This is a genomic window from Paenibacillus daejeonensis DSM 15491, assembly GCF_000378385.1.
Taxonomy (GTDB): Bacteria; Bacillota; Bacilli; order Paenibacillales; family Paenibacillaceae; genus Paenibacillus_D; species Paenibacillus_D daejeonensis.
Genome location: NZ_KB899659.1, coordinates 450028 through 474455, shown reverse-complemented (window position 1 = coordinate 474455; position 24428 = coordinate 450028). Strand labels below are relative to the sequence as shown.

The following is a 24428-nucleotide window of genomic DNA, read 5'->3' as shown; positions in this document are numbered from 1 at the left end:
CCCACTCTTTACCTTTTGTCCACACCAATTTCGGAATGACAACCGGGAGGTTACAACGTTTGAGCAGAGCCAACATAAAAACCGTTATCGAGTCCATGGTTGCCCCGTATCTAGAATCCGGGGGTTTCGAGCTGGTCGATATTGAGTATGTCAAGGAAGGCAGTAATTGGTTTCTCCGCATCTTTGTCGACAAAGAAGGCGGCATCGACATCGATGAATGCGGGGTTATCAGTGAATATATAAGCGAGCAGCTGGATAAGGATGATCCGATCAAGGACGCTTATTTTTTGGAGGTTTCCTCGCCCGGCGCCGAGCGTCCGCTGAAGAAGGCTGAAGACGTGCACAAGTCAGTCGGCAAGCATGTATTCGTCACGACTTACGAGCCGATCGGCAAGCTCAAGGAATTTGAAGGCAAACTGCTGTCCTTTGACGGGGAACAGATGGTTGTCGAAATCGGCAAGAAGCAAATTGAAATACCCTATGCCAAGGTGGCGAGCGCTCGCCTGGCTATCGTTTTCTAATTGTCCACAAGGAGGAACTCATTTCAGATGAGCATGGATTTTATTGAAGCCCTGTCGGAGATCGAACGGGATAAAGGGATTAACAAGGACGTCTTGCTGGAAGCTATTGAAGCGGCCTTGATCTCCAGTTACAAGCGCAACTTCAACAGCGCCCAGAATGTACGAGTGGACATCAACCGGTTTACCGGTGTCATCAAGGTATATGCGCGCAAGACGGTCGTGGACGATGTGCTGGATTCTCGCTTGGAGATTTCCGTGGAAGCCGCCCGCGAGGTCAACCCGCACTATTCGCTGGACGATATCGCCGAGATTGAAGTAACGCCTCGCGATTTTGGACGGATTGCCGCCCAAACGGCCAAGCAGGTCGTCACTCAGCGCATCCGCGAAGCGGAGCGGGGTCTCATTTACAATGCCTTTATCGACAAAGAGGAAGATATTGTAAACGGGATCGTCCAGCGACAGGATACGCGCAACCTTTTCATTGATCTGGGCAAGGTGGAAGCAGTGTTGCCGCTGACTGAACTGATGCCGACTGACAAATTCAAGCACGGCGACCGCGTCAAGTCCTTCATTACCAAAGTGGAGAACACGACCAAGGGACCGCAGATTATTATGTCGCGTTCCCATCCGGGCTTGTTGAAACGTCTCTTTGAGCTGGAGGTTCCGGAGATCTATGACGGCGTGGTTGAAATTCGCTCCGTCGCGCGCGAAGCCGGATTCCGTTCCAAGATTGCCGTACATTCACGCAATGAGGAAGTCGATCCGGTTGGATCTTGCGTAGGTCCCAAAGGCATGCGTGTACAGACGATCGTAACCGAGCTGAAAGGCGAGAAGATCGACATCGTTCGCTGGTCGGACAGTGTGGAGGAGTACGTCGCTAACGCGCTTAGTCCTTCCAAAGTCGTGGAGGTTATTGTATTCGAGCAGGAAAAAATGGCCCGTGTTATTGTGCCTGATTACCAGCTGTCGCTGGCGATCGGTATCAAGGGTCAAAATGCACGGCTCGCAGCCAAGCTGACCGGATGGAAAATCGATATTAAGAGTGAGACGCAGGCCGAGGAAGAATACGGTCGCCCCAAAACGCAATCGGGAACGATGCATCAGGATTCAGTCTCAATCGATTAATCCGATCGCTAAAGGCTCACGGGAATTACCGATAGGCCAGGGGGTAGTGTGAGATGAAGCCTAGAAAAATACCGCTTCGAAAATGTATTGCCTGTCAGGAAATGATGCCAAAAAAGGAACTCATTCGCATTGTACGTACGCCAACGGAGGAAATCCTGATCGATCTGACTGGTAAAAAGGCAGGTCGCGGTGCTTATCTGTGCGGGAAAGTCAGCTGCTTCAGGCTTGCCCAGAAGAGCAAAGCTTTCGAACGGGCACTCAAGCAGCCGGTAGCAGCTGAGATCTATGAGCAGCTTGAGCAGGACTTTCTTGGCGTGCAAGATGAGTTCCTTGCCAGAGGGGAGCAATCCGATGACGAAGGATAAAGGATTGTCCGCGCTTGGCATGGCGATGAGGGCAGGCAAGCTCATCACCGGTGAAGATACCGTCCTCAAGGCTATCCGCGCAGGGAAAGCCTGCCTTGTTCTCGTCGCCGGCGACGCCTCCGACAACACGAAGAAGAAGTTCCGCGACAAGTGCGCCTCCTACGGAGTTGCGATTGCAGAAGCTTACGATCGGGTCTTGATTGGCGGGGCCATCGGCAAAGAAGCAAGAGTGCTGATCGCCGTCACCGACCAGGGATTTGCGAAGATGATACGAAATCAACTGAGTGATCTAGCGGAGGTGGAGTATATTGACTAAACAAGACAACAAGGATAAACTGCGCGTGTATGAATATGCAAAATCGCTCAATATGAGCAGCAAAGAAATCATCACGATTCTGAAACGTCTGGACTTGCCGGTCAACAACCACATGAGCGTTATGGAGAACGAAATGGTGAACAAGGTAGAAGGGTTCTTCCATAATATCAAATCCAACGCCGCAGCCAAGCGCGCCCAAGAAGGAAGCGCAAGCGTGTCTGCAGCATCACAAGTTTCCAAGCCGGCTGGCAATCGCCAATCGTCCCAGGCAGTACAACCGCAAAGCAACAAAAATAAACCGATGGAACGACAGGAGCCTATGAATAGTACTGAATCGAAAAACCAACCAAACAGCAATTCCAATCAGCCGAGAAGTCAAGCCGGACAAGGTCAAGGTAATGCTTCCCCACGCCAACAAGGCGCAAGTGGAGGGAGCAACCAGCAACGTCCGCAAGGCGGACAACGTACAGGACAGCAACAACGCCCAAGCGGCCAAGGTGGCCAGGGCGGTCAGTCACGCCCAGCCCAAGGCGGCAGTCGTCCAGGCGGCCAGGGTGGTCAAGGTCAAGGCAACCGTCAGGGTCAAGGTGGCGGCCAAGGCGGGCAACGTCCTGCACAAGGCAGTCAGGGTGGCCAAGGCGGTAATCGTCAAGGCAGTGCCCCGTCAGGTGGAGCCGGGCGTCCGGCTGCAGGCGGTGGCCGTTTTGACAATAATCGTCCAGCAGGTCAGAGTCGTCCAGGTGGCGGTGGCACGGGCCAGGCTGGCGGCCGTCCAGGCGGAGATTCCCGCAAACCTTCCCGCCCAGGTGGCGGCGGTGGCGGTGGACAACGCAGATTCGACGACAACCGTGGGGGCAACTTCCGCGGCGGTCGCGGTGGCAAAAACAATCGCGGTCGCAACAATCAGCAGCAGGAACGTCGTGAAAAAATCGACAACACGCCGAAGAAAATTATCGTTCGCGGTAATATGACCGTCGGTGAGCTGGCTAAGCTCCTGCACAAAGATGCGTCTGAAGTGATCAAAAAACTGCTCTTCTTGGGTGTCATGGCAACCATCAACCAAGAGTTGGAGCTGGATGCGATTCATCTGGTAGCCGAAGAGTTCAAGGTTGAAGTGGAAGTCAAGATTCCAGTTGAAGAAGATCAGTTTGAAACCTTGGAAGAGGTTGACGACGATGCAGATCTGGAATGGCGTCCGCCAGTCGTGACGATTATGGGTCACGTCGACCACGGTAAGACAACATTGCTGGATGCGATCCGTCATACCAATGTAACCGGCGGCGAAGCCGGAGGCATTACTCAGCATATCGGCGCTTATCAGGTTGAAGTCAACCAAAAGAAAATTACTTTCCTCGATACACCGGGCCACGAAGCGTTTACAACGATGCGTGCGCGTGGTGCTCAGGTAACAGATATCACCATTCTCGTTGTTGCAGCTGATGATGGTGTCATGCCGCAGACGGTTGAAGCCATCAACCATGCCAAAGCCGCAGGCGTTCCGATTATTGTCGCTGTCAATAAGATTGACAAAGAGGGCGCTAATCCGGAGAAAATCAAGCAGGCAATGACGGAGTATGAGCTCGTTCCAGAAGAGTGGGGCGGCGACACCATTTTTGTTGAGCTTTCCGCCAAGCAGCGCATCAATTTGGAAGGATTGCTGGAGATGATCCTGCTTGTAGCTGAGGTTAATGACTACAAAGCCAATCCGAACAAACGCGCACGCGGTACGGTTCTGGAAGCAGAGCTGGATAAAGGAAAAGGGCCAGTTGCCCGTATCCTGGTTCAGCATGGCACGTTGAAGGTTGGCGACGCGTATGTGGCAGGCAACTGCTTCGGCCGTATTCGTGCAATGGTCAACGACAAAGGCCGCAGAATGAAGGAAGCCGGTCCATCTACACCTGTAGAAATTACGGGTCTGACCGAGGTGCCACAGGCTGGCGATCCGTTCCTCGTCTTCGAAGACGAGCGCAAGGCCCGCGCAATTGCGGACCGTCGTGCAATCAAGCATCGTCAATCCGAGCTGGGCTCGAATACACGCGTTACACTCGATGATCTGTATCAGCATATCAAGGAAGGCGAGATCAAGGATCTGTATGTCATCATCAAGGCTGACATGCAGGGTTCGTTCGAGGCACTCAAAGGCTCTCTGGAGAAGATCGATATCGAAGGCGTTCGTGTCAAGATCATTCACAGTGGCGTCGGTGCTATCACAGAATCCGATATTATCCTCGCGACAGCTTCCAATGCGATCGTTATCGGCTTTAACGTTCGTCCGGAGCCGCAGGCTAAAATTGCTGCAGACCAAGAAAAAGTAGATATTCGCCTGCACCGGATTATTTATAATGTCATCGACGAGATTGAGCAAGCTATGAAAGGCATGCTGGATCCGATCTACAAAGAAGCGGTCATCGGACATGCGGAAGTACGTAACCTGTTCAAAGTCAGCAAAGTGGGCACTATTGCAGGCTGTATGGTTACTTCCGGCAAGATGGCACGCAATGCGGAGGCACGTGTTGTCCGCGGTGGTATCGTGATCTACGAAGGCAAGCTGGAATCGCTCAAGCGTTTCAAGGATGACGCCAAAGAGGTTGCGCAAGGCTATGAGTGCGGGATTACATTGGATGGGTACAATGATCTCAAGGAAGGCGACGTCATCGAAGCCTTTATTATGGAAACCGTAGAGAGGTGAGCCGCTAATGGCCAAAATCCGAGTGGAGCGTGTCGGAGAACAAATCAAAAAAGAGCTTAGTCAGCTGATTCAATCGGAGCTGAAGGATCCACGTATCGGGTTTATTACGGTAACTGGGGTAGAGGTTACAGGAGATCTGTCGCAAGCACGCGTCTATCTCAGTGTCCTCGGCAGCGAAGAACAAAAGGAAGAAACGCTGAAGGCATTGGCCAGAGGCAAAGGCTTCCTCCGTTCGGAGCTCGGCAAACGGATTCGGTTCCGGCATACGCCGGACCTTATCTTCAAGTTTGACAGCAGTATTGAATACGGCAGTCACATTGAATCCTTGCTAGACCAGCTCAACCAAGGGAAGGAAAGCCGATGACAGAGCATGCAGCAGCCTATGTGCGGCAGCTCGAGGAGGCTTACTCGTTCATGGCAAGCAGAGACGACTTTTTGGTCGTCTCGCATGTCCAGCCAGATGGCGACGCGATCAGCTCGACCGTTCTGATTGGCTGGTTGCTGGGGCGTTTGGGTAAGCGGGCGGTGCTCGTCAATGAAGGGGCAGTTCCGTCCCGGCTTTCCTACTTAACCTTGGCAGATAGTATTACCTGTGTGAAGGAGCATCCCCTGGACCGCTCCTTTACTCATATTATCTCAATCGACTGCGCGGATTTCCGAAGGATCGGCATCGTTAGCCAATCATTCGCGGAAGATGCGCAGCTGCTTAATATTGACCACCACCCAACCAACGATGCTTTTGGCACCGTCAATCTGATCCGTCCTGATGCTGCAGCAACGGTTGAAATCTTGTATGATCTGATTGCACATCAAGGAATTGAGCTCGATCTGGAGGCTGCTACCGCAGTATATACAGGTCTGCTCACGGATACCGGTGGGTTCCGTTACTCCAACACCACACCCCATGTGATGGAGATCGCTTCGGAACTGCTGCGTATCGGTGTGAGCGGCAATCAGCTAGCTGATCATCTGCTCGAGAAGATGACCATGCCACAGCTACGGCTTTTACAGCGGGCTCTTTCCCGATTGTCCTTCACGGATGATGGTCGTATCAGTTGGTTGTTCATCGAACCCGCAGATTTGGCTGATACCGGCGCAACCGGTGAAGATCTGGAGGGCTTGGTCAACTATGCGCTTAATGTAGAAGGCGTCGAAGTTGGTATCTTGTACAAGGGCACGGAAGACGGTCATACGAAAGTCAGTTTTCGTTCCGCTGGCAAGGCCAATGTAGCTGCTGTTGCTCAGACGTTTGGTGGCGGCGGACATGTCCGGGCAGCGGGCTGCCGGATTGAAGGCCAGGTGCCGGACGTCATCAGTATGGTGGTGGAGTCTGTCAGGAGGGCATTAGGATAGTATGGATGGAATATTGGCCGTGTGGAAGCCCGCAGGCTGGACATCACATGATGTGGTAGCAAAAGTCAGAGGCATGCTGCGTATCAAACGAATTGGTCATGCCGGTACGTTAGATCCTGAAGTCACAGGCGTGTTGCCACTGTGCATAGGACGGGCTACGCGTGTAGTTGAATATTTGCAAGAGCGCCCCAAAGCATACGAAGCGGTTTTGGAGCTTGGGGTCGCCACAGATACAGAAGATTTGACAGGGGAAGTTATCGAGACTGCAGATCATATCTCCGTAAATGAAGAGGCAATCAGGCAGGTGCTGCGTTCCTTTGTCGGTGAGATTGAGCAAGTGCCGCCGATGTATTCAGCGGTTCGTGTAGAGGGTCGCCGGCTGTATGAGTTGGCACGCGAAGGCAAGGTGGTCGAGCGTAAAAAGCGTCAAGTCACCATCTATGAGCTGGAGCTGCTCTCGATGTCACTAGAGCTCGATCGTCCGCGCTTCTCGTTCTCTGTAACTTGTTCCAAAGGGACGTACATCCGTACGCTGTGCGTTGACATTGGCAAAGCGCTAGGCGTGCCTGCCGCGATGGCGGAGCTGAGGCGCACCCAATCGGCAGGCTTTGGTGAAGCCGATTGCCTGACGATGGAACAGATTCGCGAATTGCATGAGCAGGGCGTATTGTCAGAGCATCTACTCAGCCCTGACCAGGGGTTAACGAATATGCAGCGGCTGGTAGTGGATGCACGCTCGGCGGAGCGCGCATTAAAAGGACAGAAACTCCAGTGGCCTGCTTTATCGGCCGAACCAACGGACGGTCAGCTGGTTCGATTGTACGATGAAACCGATGCGTTTTTAGGAATTTATCGGGCAGATGCTGCCCGCGGACTGATTTGTCCCGTCAAGGTGTTTTCTTGACGCTTCCTTAAGTTTATGAAAGAAATGCAGGTGTAGCCGAAGTGAAAATAATCGAATTAAGCTATCCGTTAACTGATCAGCAGCTGGAGAATTGCGCTTTGCCTCAAACTCTTGCAATCGGACATTTTGATGGTGTGCACAGAGGACACCAGCAGGTGATCCAAAAGGCAGTAGAGGCGGCTCGTGCCGATGGCCTGTGTCCATCGATTATGACATTCCATCCGCATCCGAGAGAAGTATTGTCCCAAGAGGAGCCCTATCTGACTTATTTAACTCCTCTTGATGACAAAATGGCCCTGTTTGCTTCGCTTGGCGTTGAGGTTGCCTACGTGTTCCGCTTTGATCTGACCTTCGCAGCTGTAGAGCCTGTCCGATTTGTGGAAGAGGTGCTCGTCCCGTTGCAGGTGCAACGAGCCGTTGTCGGCTTTGACTTCTCCTTTGGGCATCGCGGAGAAGGCAAGGCTGAAACCCTTCGGGAGCTTGGTAAAGGCAGAATGGAAGTGGAGATTGTTTCTCCTTTCCATCAGAATGATGAGAAAGTCAGCAGCACGCTCATCCGTAAAGAATTGGCCTTGGGTGCTGTAGACCATGCGGAATCGCTGCTCGGACGCCCGTATCGTTTTTCGGGTATTGTCCAGACAGGTGATGGCAGGGGGCGCACGATTGGTTTTCCCACTGCCAATGTCCACTTGGTCCACCCCTATGTCTTGCCAAGGTTGGGCGTATATGCAGTCAGAGCAACGAGTGGAGAGACCACCTTTGCTGGTGTAATGAACCTTGGCTTCAAGCCTACCTTCAACGCACCGGGTGGAGCGCCAACGGCAGAAGTGCATCTGTTTGATTACAGTGGGGATCTCTATGGTAAGGAATTGCAGGTTTCATTTTGTCATTTCATCCGGGAAGAGCGCAAGTTCGGATCGGTCGATGAGCTGATCGCCCAGATTGCAACGGATGCCAATACGGCTCGCCAACTGCTTGGCCTGGTCTCCCTGTAGGCCGGGTTTACTTCCGTAGGCTGCTGTGCTATACTGATTCAGGTTGCGGTTACACTACGCATCCGAACCATGGCTTGGATACTCGACTTCACCGGCGGTTTCGAGGCCATAGGCGATTATTATTTAGGAGGTGAAGAGAATGGCTATCACACAAGAGCGTAAGAATGAACTCATTGACACGCACAAGACTCATGCTACCGATACCGGTTCTCCGGAGGTGCAAGTTGCGATTTTGACTGAGAACATCGTGAATCTGACTGATCATCTGCGGACACACAAGAAGGATCATCACTCCCGTCGTGGTTTGCTTAAGATGGTAGGTCAACGCCGTAAATTGCTGGCATACTTGAAGAACAAGGATGTTAGACGTTACAGCGCACTGATCGAGAAGCTTGGCCTTCGTCGTTAATCGATTTGTGAGTCCAGAAGCAACCGGGTGGACAGCTTGTTCCGTAGCGAACGGCCGCCACTTGGTTGCTTTTTATAGCATGTTCTCATTTATGAGATGTACATAAACTTGTCTGGTGCAGGAGTTGAGCCGGGCATTGTCGAATTGAACAGAAGAAGACAGGAGGGATAACATGTTACAAAGCGTAGAAATGCAGCTCGGCGGCAGACGACTGGTGCTGGAAACCGGGCGTTTGGCCAAGCAAGCCAATGCTGCGGTGACTGTACGCTACGGCGATACTGTCGTGTTGTGTACAGTTACAGCTTCATCTGAGCCAAAGAAACTAGATTTCTTTCCGTTAACGGTAAATTATGAAGAACGGTTATACGCCGTAGGCAAAATCCCTGGCGGGTTCATTAAGCGCGAAGGGCGTCCGAGCGAAAAAGCGATTCTTGCGAGCCGCTTGATCGACCGTCCAATTCGTCCCTTGTTCCCGGAAGGGTTCCGCAATGACGTACAAATCCTCGATCTGGTCATGAGTGTGGATCAGGATTGTTCACCAAGCATTGCAGCGATGATCGGAACGTCAGCAGCGCTTGCCATCTCCGATGTACCGTTTGACGGACCAATCGGTGGCGTAGTTGTTGCACGGATTGACGGACAGTTCATTATTAACCCGACGATTGAACAAGAAGAAAAAAGCGATATCTATGTCGTCGTAGCTGGTACGAAGGACGCAATCATGATGGTCGAGGCCGAAGCCAATGAAGTGTCCGAGGACGTGATGCTGGAAGCGATCATGTTCGGTCATGACGAGATCAAGAAAATCGTTGCCGTACAGGAGCAGTTGGTTGAGAAGGCTGGAAAACCGAAGATGGAGGTTGTCCTCCATGCGGTGAATAGTGACGTTAATGAAGCCGTGCGCGCCTATGCGCAAGATCGTCTGGTTGAAGCGATTCGGATTCAGGAGAAGCATGCTCGTCAGGATGCGATCGATGGGATTGAAGATGAAGCTGTCGCACATTTTGAGGAGATTTATGCCGAAACACCTGAGCACTTATCTGATGTTAAGGAAGTGCTGCATGATATCGTCAAAGAAGAAGTGCGCCGCTTGATTACGGTGGACAAGGTCCGCCCTGATGGGCGCAAACTTGACGAAATTCGTCCGATTGAGTGCGATGTAGCTCAGTTGCCTAGAACGCACGGATCCGGTTTATTTACGCGTGGTCAAACTCAGGCATTGAGTATCTGTACGCTTGGTGCGCTAGGCGATGTACAAATCCTGGACGGTATTTCCCTCGAGGAAACCAAACGGTTCATGCATCATTACAATTTCCCGCCATTCAGCGTTGGGGAAGCCAGAATGCTGCGTGCGCCAGGCCGCCGCGAAATTGGACATGGTGCACTGGGTGAGCGCGCGCTCGCGAAGGTAATCCCGTCCGAAAAAGATTTCCCTTACACCATTCGCCTCGTATCCGAGGTGCTGGAGTCTAACGGCTCGTCTTCACAGGCTAGTATCTGTGCAAGTACGCTTGCCATGATGGATGCTGGTGTACCAATTAAAGCACCTGTAGCAGGTGTGGCGATGGGTCTGATCAAGGATGGAGATGACTTCTCGATTCTGACGGATATTCAGGGAATGGAAGACCATCTTGGCGATATGGATTTCAAGGTTGCAGGTACAGCGGAAGGCGTTACAGCGATCCAGATGGATATCAAGATTGCTGGAATTGACCGGTCGATTCTGAATCAAGCGCTGGAGCAAGCACGCCATGGCCGTATGTTTATCTTGGACAAGATGCTCGAGGTCATGCAGCAGCCACGTAAGAGCCTGTCGCCGTATGCTCCGAAGATCCTCATCTTGTCGATCAATCCGGACAAAATCCGTGATGTTATCGGAGCCGGAGGCAAGATCATCAACAAAATTATTGAAGAAACGGGAGTTAAAATCGATATCGAGCAGGACGGTACGGTATTCATTGCTTCCTCCAACGAAGAAATGAACCAGAAGGCCAAGCAGATTATCGAAGGTATCGTCAAGGAAGTTGTTGTAGGAGAAATTTATGTTGGAACCGTCAAGCGCGTCGAGAAGTTCGGAGCGTTCGTTGAGATTCTGCCAGGCAAAGAAGGACTGGTCCACATCTCTCAATTGGCGGCAGAACGTGTAGCCAAAACCGAAGATGTCGTGAAGGTTGGCGATCAGATTACGGTCAAAGTCACCGAAATTGATCAGCAAGGCCGGGTTAACCTGTCCCGCAAAGCTGTGCTCGCCGCTCAAACGCAAGTTTCTTCTAATTAGTACGAATCCGAAGTACGAATCCGATCAAACCATAGTCTATTGATAAGAGCCAGATTCTGTCTGACTCTTTTTTCATTTATACGCGAGAAATGCCGTAGGACAAACGCTTCATAATCCCTTACCTGCAATCATATGATTGAAGTGTACAAGAAGGGTGGGGATGGCATGCGTCGTACAAAATGGATGACCATACTGGTGACGGCTCTCGTTTTGTTCATCTGGCTTAATAGTGACAATAGCGTGGCCCACTACATCGCAGCAGTTAAAGAAAACCGCATCCAGCAGACGACAGCAGGTGCTGAGGATGAGCTAATGCAGCGTATCCGAGAGACAGCGGCAAGCAAGCGGATCGCACCGGTGGAGCCACGGGTGGATCGGGTGTGGAAGTTAATTCCCGGCTACAATGGGTTTGAAGTTGATACCGACAAGACGTATGAACTGAATCGACAGGCCTGGACAGGTGGCGAGATTCAGTACGTGTTTCGAGAAATCGAACCGAAGACCAAGCTGGCGGACTTGGGGCCGCATCCCATCTATAAGGGAAATCCGCTGAAGCCAATGGTAGCATTGATGATCAATGTAGCTTGGGGCAATGAATATATTGAACCGATGCTTAAAGTTCTGGCTGATGAAGGGGTTAAAGCGACGTTCTTCCTGGATGGTTCCTGGCTGAGCAAGCATGCGGACATTGCCAAACAAATTCAGTCGCAGGGACATGAAATGTCCAACCATGCGTATTCACATCCCAATATGAGTCAACTTGATCGGTCTTCTGCGCTGCGTCAGATTACCCGTACCGAGCAGCTGCTGAAGGATCAGCTTGGCGTTCAGAACCGCTGGTTTGCCCCGCCGTCAGGAGATTATAATCAGCAGACCGTGGAGCTGGCAGCAGAGCAAGGGTTGGGTACGGTGTTATGGACGCTGGATACGGTAGACTGGAAGAAGCCTGCCCCGGAGTGGATCATTCGCAAAATTTCGCTGCGGCTCGAACCTGGTGCATTAATTCTGATGCATCCGACCGCCTCCTCCAGTGAGGCGCTGCCGGGAATGATTGCTGCAATCAAGAACAAGTCGCTGGCGCTCGGTACCGTGAGCGAGCTGTTGTCGACCAAGCGGATCGCGCCGGTTGAGCGACCGTCATAATTCTGATATAGTAAAATCATTGATTTTAGGAGGGTAACCTATTTTGAAGAAATACACCTTGAGCAACGGGCTTCGGGTTATCGTCGAGAGCATTCCGACCTGCCGGTCTGTCTCCTTCGGTATCTGGGTCAAGACGGGCTCCCGCAACGAAACACCCGAGAATAGCGGCATCTCGCATTTTATTGAGCATATGCTCTTCAAAGGCACGAAACAGCGCACGGCTAAGGATATTGCAGACGTCTTTGACGGCATCGGCGGTAACGTGAATGCTTTTACATCCAAGGAATATACCTGCTATTATGCAAAAGTATTGGATCAGCATCTGCCGATCGCAGTCGATGCTCTGGCAGACATGTTTTTCGAATCGGAATTCGACGAGGGTGAACTCGCCAAAGAGAAAAATGTTATTTTAGAAGAAATTTCGATGTACGAAGACACGCCTGACGATAAAGTGCATGATGAGGCTTCGCGTGCAAGCTACGGAAACCATCCCCTGGCGTATTCGATTCTGGGTGATGAGAGCAGACTGATGGCTATGAACGCCGATACCCTTCGTACGTTCATGAACAGTCATTACCGTATCGATAACACGGTGATCAGTGTGGCCGGAAACGTCGAACCCGAGGCTGTTTTAAGCTTGCTGGAGAAATATTTTGGCCGATTTAATGCTCGCGGGACCAGTGCAGTGCTGCAGCCACCGGTATTTAAAGGGGAATATTTATTCCATAAGAAAAAAACGGAGCAAAACCATATTTGTTTGTCCTTCCAAGGTTGCTCGATTAATGATCCGCGGCTGTATGCCATGATTCTACTTAACAATGCTATAGGCGGCGGAATGAGTTCGCGCCTGTTTCAGGAAATTCGGGAGAAGCGCGGACTGGCCTACTCCGTTTATTCGTATCATACGTCGTATGCCGATAGCGGGCTGTATACGATTTATGCCGGAACGGCGCCGAAACAGACCAAAGATGTGCTGGACCTGACTTTGGAGCTGCTCGGTGAGGTGTCGGCGCAAGGCTTGACTGAAGCTGAACTGCATCGCGGCAAGGAGCAGTTGAAGGGAAGTCTGATTTTATCCTTGGAGAGCACCAGCAGCCGTATGAACCGGAACGGCAAAAATGAGCTTATGCTGGGCAGGCACTATACACTTGATGAAATGCTAGAGAAAATTGATGAAGTGTCAATGGAAACTATACAGGAAGTGACCAGACATATGCTCGCAGAGCCGTTTGCCGTTGCTATGGTAGGCACTAATGACAAAGCGGCTCAACATGTAGGGAGGAATTATTTTGTATCCAGTTCAACTTAAGCGGCTTCCAGGCAATGAGGATATTCAACTGCCAGTCAAAATGTCTGCGGCTGCAAGCGGCTTTGACTTGCATGCTGCAGTTGAGGAGCCGCTCATTCTGGCACCTGGCGAACGTCGGCTAGTGCCCACAGGCTTTGCAATGGCGATGCCAATCACGCTGGAAGCACAGATCCGTCCACGAAGCGGGCTGGCTTACAAGCATGGGATTACCTGCCTGAACTCACCAGGCACCATCGATGCGGATTATCGGGGTGAGGTTAAGGTATTGCTCATTAACATTGGTCAAGAACCGTTTACGATTACCCGAGGCGAGCGAATTGCCCAGATGGTCTTCCAGGTGGTTCCGGATATCCTTCTGGAGGAAACCGATGAACTGCCGGACACTGTGCGTGGCGCAGGCGGCTTCGGTCATACCGGTACCTAATATAATCTTCTCTGGCCTTGCGCATATGCGCAAGGCTTTTTCGTGCATACGGAGGGCTGCTTCACTTTGGAAGATTAATTTCTTCACCCCCTCCTGGGCTTAAGCATAAGATAGCGTATGACTGGTGCAGGAAAGGAGTGGAGCTGGCATGCTGACAGGTACGCAGATCCTGCTGCTGGGAGGAGATGCGAGAGCACTGGAAATCATCCACAAGCTGAGCGAGCTGGATGCGGCAGTGACTCTGGTAGGCTTTGACGGACTGCATACACAGCTGGATGGTGCCGTACATGCCTCATATGATGAATCACTGTTCGAGAATGCTGATGTGGTGGTGCTTCCAGCTGTAGGGACGGACGATGATGGCTTCATCACAGCGGTATTCAGCAGCGAGAAGCTCAAGCTTCAGGACACGCACATCGCCAGACTGCCCAAGCACAGTACAGTATACACCGGCATGGCAAAACCGTATTTAAGACAGCTGTGTGACAGCCACAATATCAGGTTGGTAGAACTGCTTGATCGGGATGATGTAGCGATCTATAATTCAATTCCGACGGCTGAAGGGGCAGTGATGCTGGCGATTCAGAATACGGATATTACGATTCACGGTGCGGAATGTCTGGTGCTTGGTTTGGGTCGCACAGGACTTACATTGGCAAGAACACTACAGGGCCTGGGGGCCAGAGTCAAGGCCGGCGTCTTGGCCGAGGCTGATTTTGCGCGGGCGCACGAGATGGGTTTCCGGCCTTTTTATACGGCTGATCTGGAGCTTCACATGAGCAATCCCGACTTGATTTTTAATACAATTCCGACTATGATAGTCACAGCGCAAATGATCGCGAAATTGCCTTCGCGCGCCGTTATTATCGACCTGGCTTCGAAGCCGGGCGGTACTGATTTCCGCTTCGCCGAGAGGCGTGGAATCAAGGCGATACTCGCGCCCGGTCTCCCCGGAATCGTCGCTCCCAGAACAGCAGGACGCATCATGGCGGATTGCTTGAGTCGGTTAATTCAGGACGATTTACAATTGCGGGGGGATGGACGATGAACTGGCAAGGCAAAACGGTCGGCTATGCACTATCCGGGTCACATTGTACGTTTGCGGAGGTTATGCCGCAAATTCAACGTTTTATAGATGCAGGTGCACAAGTGGTGCCGATTGTGACTTCAACCATTATGACAACGGACACCAGATTCGGCACGTCGGAGGAATGGCAGCGGCAGTTGAAGGGCATTACAGGCAACGAGATTATCTCGACGATTGTTCAGGCTGAACCGCTGGGACCCTCGAAGCTGCTCGATGTACTCGTTATTGCGCCTTGTACTGGCAATACCACCAGCAAGCTCGCCAATGCGATGACGGACAGTGCTGTATTGATGGCAGCCAAGTCTCAGATGCGTAACGGCCGTCCGGTCGTATTGGCCATCTCGACGAATGATGGATTGGGTCTTAATGCAGCTAACATTGCTAAGCTTCTGGTGGCCAAGAATATTTTCTTTGTTCCGTTCGGGCAGGATAATCCCGAGCAGAAGCCCAATTCTCTTGTGGCCAGAATGGAGCTGGTGATGGAGGCGTGTGAGGCGGCGCTCGCTGGACGGCAGCTGCAACCCATGGTGATTGAACGCTTCAATTATGGAAGCTGACCGGGGGGCGATGCGGATGGGAATTCTCGTGCAAAAATTTGGCGGCACTTCCGTATCGACCCCGGAGGCACGGGGTCATGTAGTCCGCCATATCGACAGGGAACGGCAGCAACATGACCTTGTTGTTGTCGTTTCTGCTATGGGCAGGAGCGGGGATCCCTACGCGACCGATTCCTTGCTTGCTTTGACAGGAGAGTCGGGTCAATTAACAGCGCGAGAGCGGGATATGCTGCTCTGCTGTGGTGAGATCATCTCGGCTGTAACACTGTGCAGTCTGCTGCAGGGGCAAGGAATCGAATCGACTGTGCTGACGGGGGGGCAGGCTGGTATTGTTACCGATCATCATTACGGCCAGGCAAAGATTATCGATATGCAGACGGCAGCCGTTCTGAAGCATTTACAACAGGGCAAGGTGGTTATTGTTGCAGGGTTTCAGGGAAGAACCGATACAGGCGAGTGGACAACGCTTGGACGCGGTGGTAGCGACACCTCGGCAACTGCCTTAGGTGCGGCTCTCCAGGCTGTCAGAGCAGATATCTATACGGATGTCAGCGGCATCCTGACAGCTGATCCCCGCTTTGTGGAGAATGCCCGTCCGTTAACCCATGTCGGGTATGCGGAGATGTGCAATATGGCCCGGCAAGGCGCCAAAGTCATTCACCCGCGTGCGGTGGAAATTGCAGCTCAGGCTAACTTGCCATTGCGTGTGCGTTCAACGTTCTCGGAGGACGAGGGGACGCTTGTCAGTGGACCATTGCAAGCTTCAGCAGCGGTACAGGACCGTCACGTGACCGGTATTGCCCATGTGGGCGGAATTACACAGCTGTCTGTGCAGGCCAGAGACCAGGAGAGCGATATGCAGCTGCAGGTTTTCCAGGCCATGGCCAAACACGGCATCAGCGTGGATTTTATTAATGTGACGCCAAGTGGTGCAGTGTATACTGTATTCGATAGTGATGCAGCCCAAGCCTTGGCTTTGCTTCGCGGCATTGGTTATGATCCGCAGGCGGTACACAGCTGTGCAAAGGTCTCGGTCATCGGCGGTGGCATGAATGGTGTGCCGGGGATTATGGCGTCGATCGTTGAAGCGCTCACCCTTAGCGGGATCACCATTCTTCAATCTGCAGATTCAAATTCAACGATTTGGGTACTGGTCCGCGAAGAAGATATGGTACCGGCTTTGCGCGCACTTCACGCAAAGTTTGAACTTCATCTTCCATAGACCCCTTGTTTAATGGTATAAATATAAGATAACGAAAATTCTACGCAAATCGATAAATTCTTATCTTTGAGCTATGACCTTAGGAGGATTCAGGATGGATTTTGGGAGATTAGTGACTGCAATGGTCACCCCGTTTGATGTGGATGGTCAGATTGATTGGGACACGACGGGACGATTGATTGATTACTTGATAGAAGAACAGAAGAGCGAGAGCTTAGTCGTCTCCGGGACTACCGGTGAATCCCCGACATTGACTGACGACGAGAAGCTGGAGCTTTTTCGCTATGCAGTTAAGCATGCAGACGGGCGTTGCAAGATCATTGCTGGCACGGGGAGCAACAACACTGCTCACTCCATCCATCTGACACAGGCGGCTGAAGAGGCTGGCGTAGATGGGATTCTGTTGGTTGTTCCTTACTATAACCGCCCAAGCCAGGAAGGCTTGTACCAGCATTTCAAATCCATTGCGCAGTCGACCAAGCTGCCTGTGATGCTTTACAACGTACCTGGACGCACGGGAGCTAACCTCAGTGCGGCCACAACACTGCGTCTGGCACATATAGAGAATGTCGTGGCGACCAAGGAATGTGCTTCTCTGGATCAGTTGACGCATATTATTAGCGCTGCTCCCGAGGGCTTCCTTGTTTATGGCGGGGATGACAGCATGACATTGCCTGTGCTTGCCATTGGCGGTCATGGAATCGTTAGTGTGGCGAGCCATGTGATCGGTCCACAAATGAAGCGGATGATTGATTCGTATCTGCAAGGTAATGTAAAAGAAGCTGCGAGACTTCATGGTCAGTATCATCCGATGTTCAAAGGCATCTTTGAAGCACCGCATCCGGTTCCAAATCCGGTAGCGATCAAGTTTATTCTTGGCCTTAGCGGGATGCATGTTGGCGGTGTCAGATTGCCGCTGGTTGACGTTACCGATCAAGAAGCCGAATTTTTGCGCAAGCTGCTGTAATCCAGCCCTATATGACTTGCAACCAAGGAGCCGGTGCAACCAGCACCGGCTCTACTTGTGCTTTCAATGCCAGTACATGTATGTTCTGCTGACATGAAAGCGGATTGACTTGTGTTTTAATAAAAACATCATGTATAATGGATTTCAAGTGACTGGGTGCGGCAATTTTTTGAAAAATAAATCACGAACGTTTGGAGAAGCGTTACACGAACATAGGAGGTAAAGATAGACGTGTCAAAAAAGAATAATCAAGATAAGCTGCTGATCTTTGCATTGGGCGGAGTAGGTGAGATCGGCAAAAATATGTATGTCATTCAGTATGGAGGCGACATCGTAATCGTAGATTCGGGGTTGAAGTTTCCAGAGGAGGACATGCTGGGGATCGATATCGTCATCCCGGATATTACCTATCTCAAAGAAAATCGCGATAAGGTGAGAGGCATTCTCATTACGCATGGTCACGAAGACCATATTGGTGGATTGCCTTATGTGTTGAAGAACCTGAATGTTCCGGTTTATGCCACGAAGCTGACAATCGGTCTGATTGAGGGCAAGTTGAAGGAAGCGGGTCTGTTGGGTGAGACCAAGCGTATTCTGATCAACGCGGACTCTGAAGTTGAGCTCGGCTCGATCAAAGCGACATTCTTCCGTACGAACCACAGTATCCCTGATTCGGTAGGGGTCTGCCTTGACACACCTGAAGGTATCGTTGTTCACACCGGTGACTTCAAGTTCGATCACACGCCTGTTAACGATCAGTATGCTGATCTTCAGCGGATGGCTGCAATCGGCAGCCGTGGCGTACTTGCACTTTTGTCGGATAGTACGAATGCGGAGCGTCCAGGCTTTACGCCGTCGGAGAGCAATATCGGCAATGAGTTCGAAGATATCTTCCGCAAGTCCACCCAACGGGTGATCGTAGCGACATTTGCATCCAATGTCCACCGGATTCAACAGGTCATTAATGCAGCGATGTCGACCAAGCGCAAGCTGGCTGTTATCGGACGCAGCATGGTCAATGTTGTAAGCATTGCTTCCGAGCTGGGTTACCTTAACATTCCGGAAGGCATGCTGATTGAGCCGGACGAGGTCAATCGTCTTGCGGCAGACCGTGTTGTTGTTCTCTCAACAGGCAGCCAGGGCGAACCGATGTCTGCACTGACTAGAATGGCGCGTTCCACGCACCGCAAGATTGACATCCTGCCGGGAGACACCGTTATTATTGCGGCCACTCCAATTCCAGGAAATGAAAAATACGTCGGCCGTACAGTGGACGAGTTGTTCCGCCTCGGCGCGAATGTTATCTATGGACCAGGTTCCGTATCCGGTGTTCACGTATCGGGTCATGGTAGCCAGGAAGAGCTTAAACTGATGCTCAATCTGATCAAACCGAAATATTTCATTCCGATTCACGGCGAATATCGTATGCTTCGTCAGCATGCTTTGCTGGCAGAGGCAATCGGCATGGAGCGTGAGAACATCTTCCTCGTTGACAATGGTGACACGGTGGAGTTCCAAGGCGGCAAAGCCCGCAAAGGAAACAAAGTACCCGCCGGTAACATTTTGATCGACGGACTCGGTGTTGGTGACGTCGGCAACATAGTCTTGCGGGACCGCAAGCTGCTGTCGCAAGATGGTATTCTTGTTGTCGTTGTAACACTGAGCAAGCAGGACGGCAAGATTTTGTCCGGACCGGACATCATCTCCCGCGGATTCGTCTACGTTCGGGAATCCGAAGGATTGCTCGATGAAGCTAACCGCATCGTTACTTCTACCTTGAATAAGCTAATGAACGACAAGGTGAATGAATGGGCGTCGCTCAAGACCAATGTGAAGGACGCATTGGGCCGCTTCTTGTATGAGCAAACACGCCGTCGTCCTATGATCCTGCCTATTATAATGGAAGTTTAATGTTCACACGACCTAGCCACTGGCCATTGATGTGCTCTTTCTCCAGGAGCCATCAATGGCGTTTTTGCGTTTAAAATATAAGAAAGTGTATGATTTCTCATTTACTTGGCTTACATTTCACTGGAATGAAACTGACAACGCCGCCAAAGGACGGCGTAGCCGTTTCACCTTGTTTCAGTATAAAAGCTTCATCGCAACCCATACTATGACAAGCTGTAGCGCGACGCGGGCCAGGAAACAAGCAGGATCAGTCCGGACGTGGCCAGTAATTCCGATCAGGAGGCAGAAGACATGATGCAGACGGGCAATTACATGAACCAGGAGCAACCGCAACCTCAACCCGATCCCACGATGCCGATAGATAAACCAAGAAACCCAGTTGTGGATACAATTCAGCAGCTGGGGCAAACGACAGTACCGGTACTTGAATCCAATATCTTCTGTATGACGATTATCGGACAGGTTGAAGGTCATCTAGTATTGCCACCGCAAAACAAAACCACCAAATACGAGCATCTCATTCCTCAATTGGTGGCAGCAGAGCAAAATCCGAAAATCGAAGGCGTTTTGATCGTTCTGAACACGGTTGGCGGGGATGTGGAAGCTGGACTTGCGATTGCCGAGATGATCGCTTCGCTCTCCAAACCATCGGTAACCATTGTGTTAGGTGGGGGACATTCGATTGGGGTGCCCATAGCCGTTGCCGGCAATATGTCGTTCATCGCGGAAACGGCGACCATGACGATTCATCCCATCCGACTGAACGGGTTGGTAATTGGCGTTCCACAAACCTTTGAATACCTGGAGAAAATGCAGGAGCGTGTCGTTCGTTTTGTGATGTCTCATTCCCGAATTACAGAACAAAAGTTTAAAGAGCTGATGTTTAAAACGGGTGAATTGACCCGTGACATTGGGACAACTGTCATTGGTCCAGATGCCGTGACGTATGGCCTAATCGATGCCGTTGGCGGTGTAGGGGCGGCACTCCGCGAATTGAATCGCAGAATCGAAGAAAGGCGGATGCAGGCGGGGGCGGTGATACAATGATTTTGTATACCAGCGTCCCGCTTGACATCGTGCTGGAAGGGTGGGACCGGGAACGGGAAGCCCCTTTGGAAATCGATCATCAAGGCATTCGAATGCAGGTGGAGCCGGTTTCTCCGGGGATTGGGCGAATCGTGCGGCTGGTAGATTGCAGCTTGTATCATTATCTTGATCCCGGCCTGACACCTGGAAGCTTAATCATGCTTCAACAGCCTTCCGGCAGCGTTGCTCCGTGATAGGAACCTGAGTCGAGCTATGCTATAATGGGTTATCGAGAGGTGACCATTTTGGCAAAGCGTAAACGAAGAAAAAAATCAGTTGGCATGACCTTAAAATATGAAGTGTACGGAATCTTGCTGATTACCATATCTGTAATAGCCTTATCGGGAGAAGCGGTCGTTGGCCGCTCTCTCTCCAAGCTGTTCGGATTGTTTTTGGGCAAGTTTTATTTTGTGCTGGCACTTGTCGGCATTTATGTTGGACTTACGGTTATGGTCAAAAGGGCATGGCCCAGCGGCTGGTCGCCGCGCAAGAGCGGTATCCTGTTATTCGTTCTGGCGCTAACGTTAATGAGCTCCATTGCCGAGATTAACGCCAAATTTGCAGGCATTCAAGACGCAACGATATTAACCGCCGGAACCATTCTTCAGACCCTCGGCGGTGATATCCGCGGGGAGCTCCTGACAGCGAGCGAACTACCAGAGACACCAATGATGAGCAAGGCCATCAGTGGCGGTTATGCGGGAGCCGTTCAATACTCAATTCTGTTCTGGCTGTTCGGTAATATAGGTGCCCGATTTGTACTGATCGTCATGTTCGCAATCTCGGTCATGCTAATTACCGGCAAGTCGTATGTTGAGCTGATTCAGACCATTAGCAGCAAGCTAGGTCGATTGATAACCCTGCTGCGTCTCAAATTCAAACGAGTCAAACGACCGTCAAAGGCAGGAAAGCGGCAATCGCAACCACCCGTTGTACATAATGAGCCAGATGATTACGAAGACGACACTTATGATCCATATGTCACGCAGCAGGATGAATCAGCACCGGAGCTACCTGCAGAGCCCAAGAAAAAACCTGCGTTTTTTAGCTGGCTGCAGGATTATGCAGACAAGCTGCGCAAGGAACCGGAAGCCGCTACACGACCGCCAGCTGGACGACAAGCCGCGGAGGAAGAGGAAGAGTCGCTGGGCTGGCAGCCGGATGATGCAATGGCTGGGGAGAAGTCAGAATCTGCAGATGCTGCCCCTTGGCAGGCAGAGCCTGAGACGCATCCCGAATTGCCAGTTGGGGAGGAAGCCCCGTGGCCGGAAGCGCTTGTCCCTGTCGATGATAACCTGGCTGAATCACCAGAGGAGCTTGATGGGGCAGCGATAGCCGAGGTATCGGGTGAAGCCGCTGAAGGCGAAACCACCGGCAATATTCCAGAGGGCGCAGCAGAAGGAGCGGCCGCTGTAATTACATCGACGGTCAAGCCCTACCGACTGCCCCCGTTGTCGCTGTTGGCCAGACCGAATGGTCATGGCAAGTCAGGTCCCGAAGGCGCGCAGGAATCCAGACGCAAGCTGGAGGCGACTCTAGAGAGCTTTGGCGTAAAAGCTAATGTGCTTGATGTGGTAAGGGGACCCGCTGTTACCCGCTATGAAGTGCAGCCGGCCACCGGTGTCAAGGTAAGCCGAATTGTTGGCTTGACGGATGATATCGCCTTGGCGCTGGCTGCCAAGGATATACGTATGGAAGCCCCGATTCCCGGAAAGTCTGCGATCGGGATTGAAGTGCCGAATACGGAAGTTTCCGTCGTCACGATGCGAGAGGTCATGGAGACACCTGCCTTCCAGCGAGCAGCATCCAAGATGTCGATCGTGTTCGGCCGGGATATCGCTGGCACACCGATTGTGGGTGATCTGGCCAGAATGCCCCATTTGCTGGTGGCGGGAGCTACGGGTTCAGGTAAATCCGTGTGTATTAACGGAATTATCACGAGCATTCTGTACAAAGCGAAGCCGGATGAGGTCCGCTTCCTGATGATTGACCCTAAGATGGTAGAGCTCAATGTGTATAATGGCATCCCACATTTGTTGGCTCCTGTCGTAACTGATCCCAGAAGAGCATCTCTGGCATTGAAGAAGATCGTTGTCGAGATGGAGAAACGTTATGAACTCTTCTCCAAGACCGGAACGCGTAATATCGAAGGTTATAACACACTGATGGCCGATAATCCGGCGGCCGTGCTTCCGTATATCGTCGTTATTGTGGATGAGCTGGCAGACTTGATGATGATTGCCGCCAATGATGTGGAGGACGCGATCTGCCGCTTGGCGCAGATGGCACGTGCATCGGGCATCCACCTTATTATTGCGACTCAGCGGCCTTCCGTCGATGTCATAACAGGTTTGATTAAGGCTAACATCCCATCCCGGATCGCGTTTGGTGTTTCCTCGCAAGTGGATTCGCGGACCATTCTTGATATGGTTGGCGCGGAGAAGCTGCTCGGCAGGGGAGATATGCTCTTCCTCCCGGTAGGCATGTCCAAACCGATTCGTGTGCAGGGAGCCTTCCTGTCCGATCAAGAGGTGGAAAGCATTGTCACCTACTCCCGGGGTCAAGCGGAAGCAGAGTATGCTGAGGATCTGGTGCCGGAGGTTGAGGAGATCAGTGAGGATGATAACGAAGAGCTTGATGAGCTCTACGATCAAGCCGTGACAATAGTAGTCGAGGCCAAGCAAGCATCCGTATCGCTGCTGCAGCGCCGGATGAGAGTCGGATACACTCGCGCGGCAAGGCTGATTGATACAATGGAGGCCAAGGGCATTGTCGGCCCTTACGAAGGCAGTAAGCCCCGTGAGGTGCTCATGTCGCCAGAACAGTTCCAAAGCGGGAAAATCACTTCTTGATTGGAGAAGTGTGCATAGAAGAACAGTCAATACCTCATACTAGGGTCAAGCAACTTCTCGCATGATGATGTCTCATTACGCACAGAAAGGCTTGATCCAACGTATGAAAACCCGATTAGTCATTGCAACTGCCGTAATTGTCTGTCTGTTGTTCGGCTCCTTTGCCATCAGCAAGCAGGAACACGGCTCTTCTACCGAAACATTCAGCAACGCCATACTCAAGCAAGGCTCCATGCACAAGGATGTCTACGAGCTGCAGGGTCGACTCAAGAAGCTTGGCTACTATGACGGCAAGGTCGATGGTCAATTCGGACCCAAAACGCAAAACGCAGTCACCTGGTTTCAATGGAAATTCGGTCTGAAGTCCGACGGGGTTGTCGGAGCCAAAACGAAGTTGAAACTGTGGGAAGCCACCAAGGATTGGCGTCCCGGTGCAGATGAAGTGCCTGGCGGTTCATCAGGGGGCGGAAGTGGCAGCGGTGGCGGGTCAAATTCGGGCGGAGGCAGCGGCAGCAACCTCGCCCAGTCCAGTCGTCTCGGATTGTCCGAAAATGATTTGAAGCTGATGGCTAATGCCGTATACGGCGAAGCACGCGGCGAACCGTATGAAGGACAAGTGGCGGTTGCTGCTGTCATTCTAAACCGGGTAAGGGATGAGAACTTCCCAGATTCCGTCTCCGGTGTCATTTTCGAACCACTGGCGTTCACCGCCGTAGCTGACGGCCAGATCTGGCTGGAACCAAATGACAGGGCACGTCAAGCCGTAGAGGCTGCAGTTAAGGGATGGGATCCTACAAAAGGGTGCACATATTACTTTAACCCGGTGACTGCAACGTCCAAATGGATCTGGTCCAGACCCCAGGTTATGACGATCGGCAAACATATTTTCTGTATGTAAATGCAAGCGGAGGCAAC

At 51.7% G+C, this 24428-nt stretch carries 23 protein-coding genes; all 23 read left to right on the top strand.

What is annotated here, in order from left to right:
• Positions 1-59: 59 nt before the first annotated feature.
• The 23 genes from rimP to sleB all read left to right on the top strand — a co-directional run bounded on the left by rimP (position 60) and on the right by sleB (position 24411).
• Positions 60-521 carry a ribosome maturation factor RimP gene (gene rimP / locus F556_RS0102165; RefSeq protein ID WP_020615245.1) on the top strand — a complete coding sequence of 154 codons (462 nt, stop codon included), beginning with the start codon at positions 60-62 and terminating at the stop codon, positions 519-521.
• 27 nt (positions 522-548) lie between these two features.
• A complete protein-coding gene (nusA, locus tag F556_RS0102160) occupies positions 549-1646 on the top strand; it encodes a transcription termination factor NusA (RefSeq protein WP_020615244.1) in 1098 nt (365 codons plus the stop codon).
• Between the two features lie 53 nt (positions 1647-1699).
• On the top strand, positions 1700-2011 hold the full coding sequence (gene rnpM, locus F556_RS0102155) for an RNase P modulator RnpM (RefSeq protein WP_020615243.1): 312 nt from the start codon (positions 1700-1702) through the stop codon (positions 2009-2011).
• Positions 1998-2327 carry a L7Ae/L30e/S12e/Gadd45 family ribosomal protein gene (locus tag F556_RS0102150; RefSeq protein WP_020615242.1) on the top strand — a complete coding sequence of 110 codons (330 nt, stop codon included), beginning with the start codon at positions 1998-2000 and terminating at the stop codon, positions 2325-2327. Before rnpM ends, F556_RS0102150 begins: the two co-directional genes overlap by 14 nt.
• Entirely contained in the window at positions 2320-5016 is a 2697-nt protein-coding gene (gene infB, locus F556_RS0102145) for a translation initiation factor IF-2 (protein WP_020615241.1), read from the top strand. The genes F556_RS0102150 and infB overlap by 8 nt, the downstream gene beginning before the upstream one ends.
• A gap of 7 nt (positions 5017-5023) precedes the next feature.
• Positions 5024-5380 (top strand): 30S ribosome-binding factor RbfA, encoded by a 357-nt coding sequence (rbfA, locus tag F556_RS0102140; protein WP_020615240.1) that lies wholly within the window; start codon positions 5024-5026, stop codon positions 5378-5380.
• Complete coding sequence (locus tag F556_RS0102135) at positions 5377-6369, top strand: DHH family phosphoesterase (RefSeq protein WP_020615239.1); 993 nt, start codon at positions 5377-5379, stop codon at positions 6367-6369. Before rbfA ends, F556_RS0102135 begins: the two co-directional genes overlap by 4 nt.
• A 1-nt stretch (position 6370) precedes the next feature.
• On the top strand, positions 6371-7273 hold the full coding sequence (truB, locus tag F556_RS0102130) for a tRNA pseudouridine(55) synthase TruB (RefSeq protein WP_020615238.1): 903 nt from the start codon (positions 6371-6373) through the stop codon (positions 7271-7273).
• A gap of 41 nt (positions 7274-7314) precedes the next feature.
• Entirely contained in the window at positions 7315-8268 is a 954-nt protein-coding gene (locus tag F556_RS0102125; RefSeq protein WP_020615237.1) for a bifunctional riboflavin kinase/FAD synthetase, read from the top strand.
• 139 nt (positions 8269-8407) lie between these two features.
• Positions 8408-8677 carry a 30S ribosomal protein S15 gene (gene rpsO / locus F556_RS0102120; protein WP_020615236.1) on the top strand — a complete coding sequence of 90 codons (270 nt, stop codon included), beginning with the start codon at positions 8408-8410 and terminating at the stop codon, positions 8675-8677.
• 172 nt (positions 8678-8849) lie between these two features.
• Positions 8850-10955, top strand: coding sequence for a polyribonucleotide nucleotidyltransferase (pnp, locus tag F556_RS0102115; RefSeq protein WP_020615235.1), 2106 nt, complete (start codon positions 8850-8852; stop codon positions 10953-10955).
• A 165-nt stretch (positions 10956-11120) separates the two neighbouring features.
• On the top strand, positions 11121-12098 hold the full coding sequence (locus tag F556_RS0102110; RefSeq protein WP_020615234.1) for a polysaccharide deacetylase family protein: 978 nt from the start codon (positions 11121-11123) through the stop codon (positions 12096-12098).
• A 43-nt stretch (positions 12099-12141) separates the two neighbouring features.
• Positions 12142-13407: a M16 family metallopeptidase gene (locus F556_RS0102105; protein WP_020615233.1), complete on the top strand. Its 1266-nt coding sequence runs from the start codon at positions 12142-12144 to the stop codon at positions 13405-13407.
• Complete coding sequence (dut, locus tag F556_RS0102100; protein WP_020615232.1) at positions 13388-13831, top strand: dUTP diphosphatase; 444 nt, start codon at positions 13388-13390, stop codon at positions 13829-13831. Before F556_RS0102105 ends, dut begins: the two co-directional genes overlap by 20 nt.
• Before the next feature lie 148 nt (positions 13832-13979).
• Entirely contained in the window at positions 13980-14879 is a 900-nt protein-coding gene (gene dpsA / locus F556_RS0102095) for a dipicolinate synthase subunit DpsA (protein WP_020615231.1), read from the top strand.
• Complete coding sequence (locus F556_RS0102090) at positions 14876-15475, top strand: dipicolinate synthase subunit B (RefSeq protein ID WP_020615230.1); 600 nt, start codon at positions 14876-14878, stop codon at positions 15473-15475. The genes dpsA and F556_RS0102090 overlap by 4 nt, the downstream gene beginning before the upstream one ends.
• A 16-nt stretch (positions 15476-15491) precedes the next feature.
• Entirely contained in the window at positions 15492-16697 is a 1206-nt protein-coding gene (gene dapG / locus F556_RS0102085) for an aspartate kinase (protein ID WP_020615229.1), read from the top strand.
• Between the two features lie 94 nt (positions 16698-16791).
• Entirely contained in the window at positions 16792-17664 is an 873-nt protein-coding gene (gene dapA, locus F556_RS0102080; RefSeq protein ID WP_020615228.1) for a 4-hydroxy-tetrahydrodipicolinate synthase, read from the top strand.
• Between the two features lie 231 nt (positions 17665-17895).
• Positions 17896-19575: a ribonuclease J gene (locus F556_RS0102075; RefSeq protein WP_020615227.1), complete on the top strand. Its 1680-nt coding sequence runs from the start codon at positions 17896-17898 to the stop codon at positions 19573-19575.
• A gap of 351 nt (positions 19576-19926) precedes the next feature.
• Positions 19927-20622 carry a ClpP family protease gene (locus F556_RS0102065; RefSeq protein ID WP_245583025.1) on the top strand — a complete coding sequence of 232 codons (696 nt, stop codon included), beginning with the start codon at positions 19927-19929 and terminating at the stop codon, positions 20620-20622.
• Positions 20619-20855, top strand: coding sequence for a YlzJ-like family protein (locus F556_RS0102060; RefSeq protein WP_020615224.1), 237 nt, complete (start codon positions 20619-20621; stop codon positions 20853-20855). Before F556_RS0102065 ends, F556_RS0102060 begins: the two co-directional genes overlap by 4 nt.
• An 87-nt stretch (positions 20856-20942) precedes the next feature.
• Positions 20943-23513 (top strand): FtsK/SpoIIIE family DNA translocase, encoded by a 2571-nt coding sequence (locus F556_RS0102055; RefSeq protein ID WP_020615223.1) that lies wholly within the window; start codon positions 20943-20945, stop codon positions 23511-23513.
• 103 nt (positions 23514-23616) lie between these two features.
• Positions 23617-24411, top strand: coding sequence for a spore cortex-lytic enzyme (gene sleB, locus F556_RS0102050; RefSeq protein WP_020615222.1), 795 nt, complete (start codon positions 23617-23619; stop codon positions 24409-24411).
• Positions 24412-24428 lie beyond the last annotated feature (17 nt).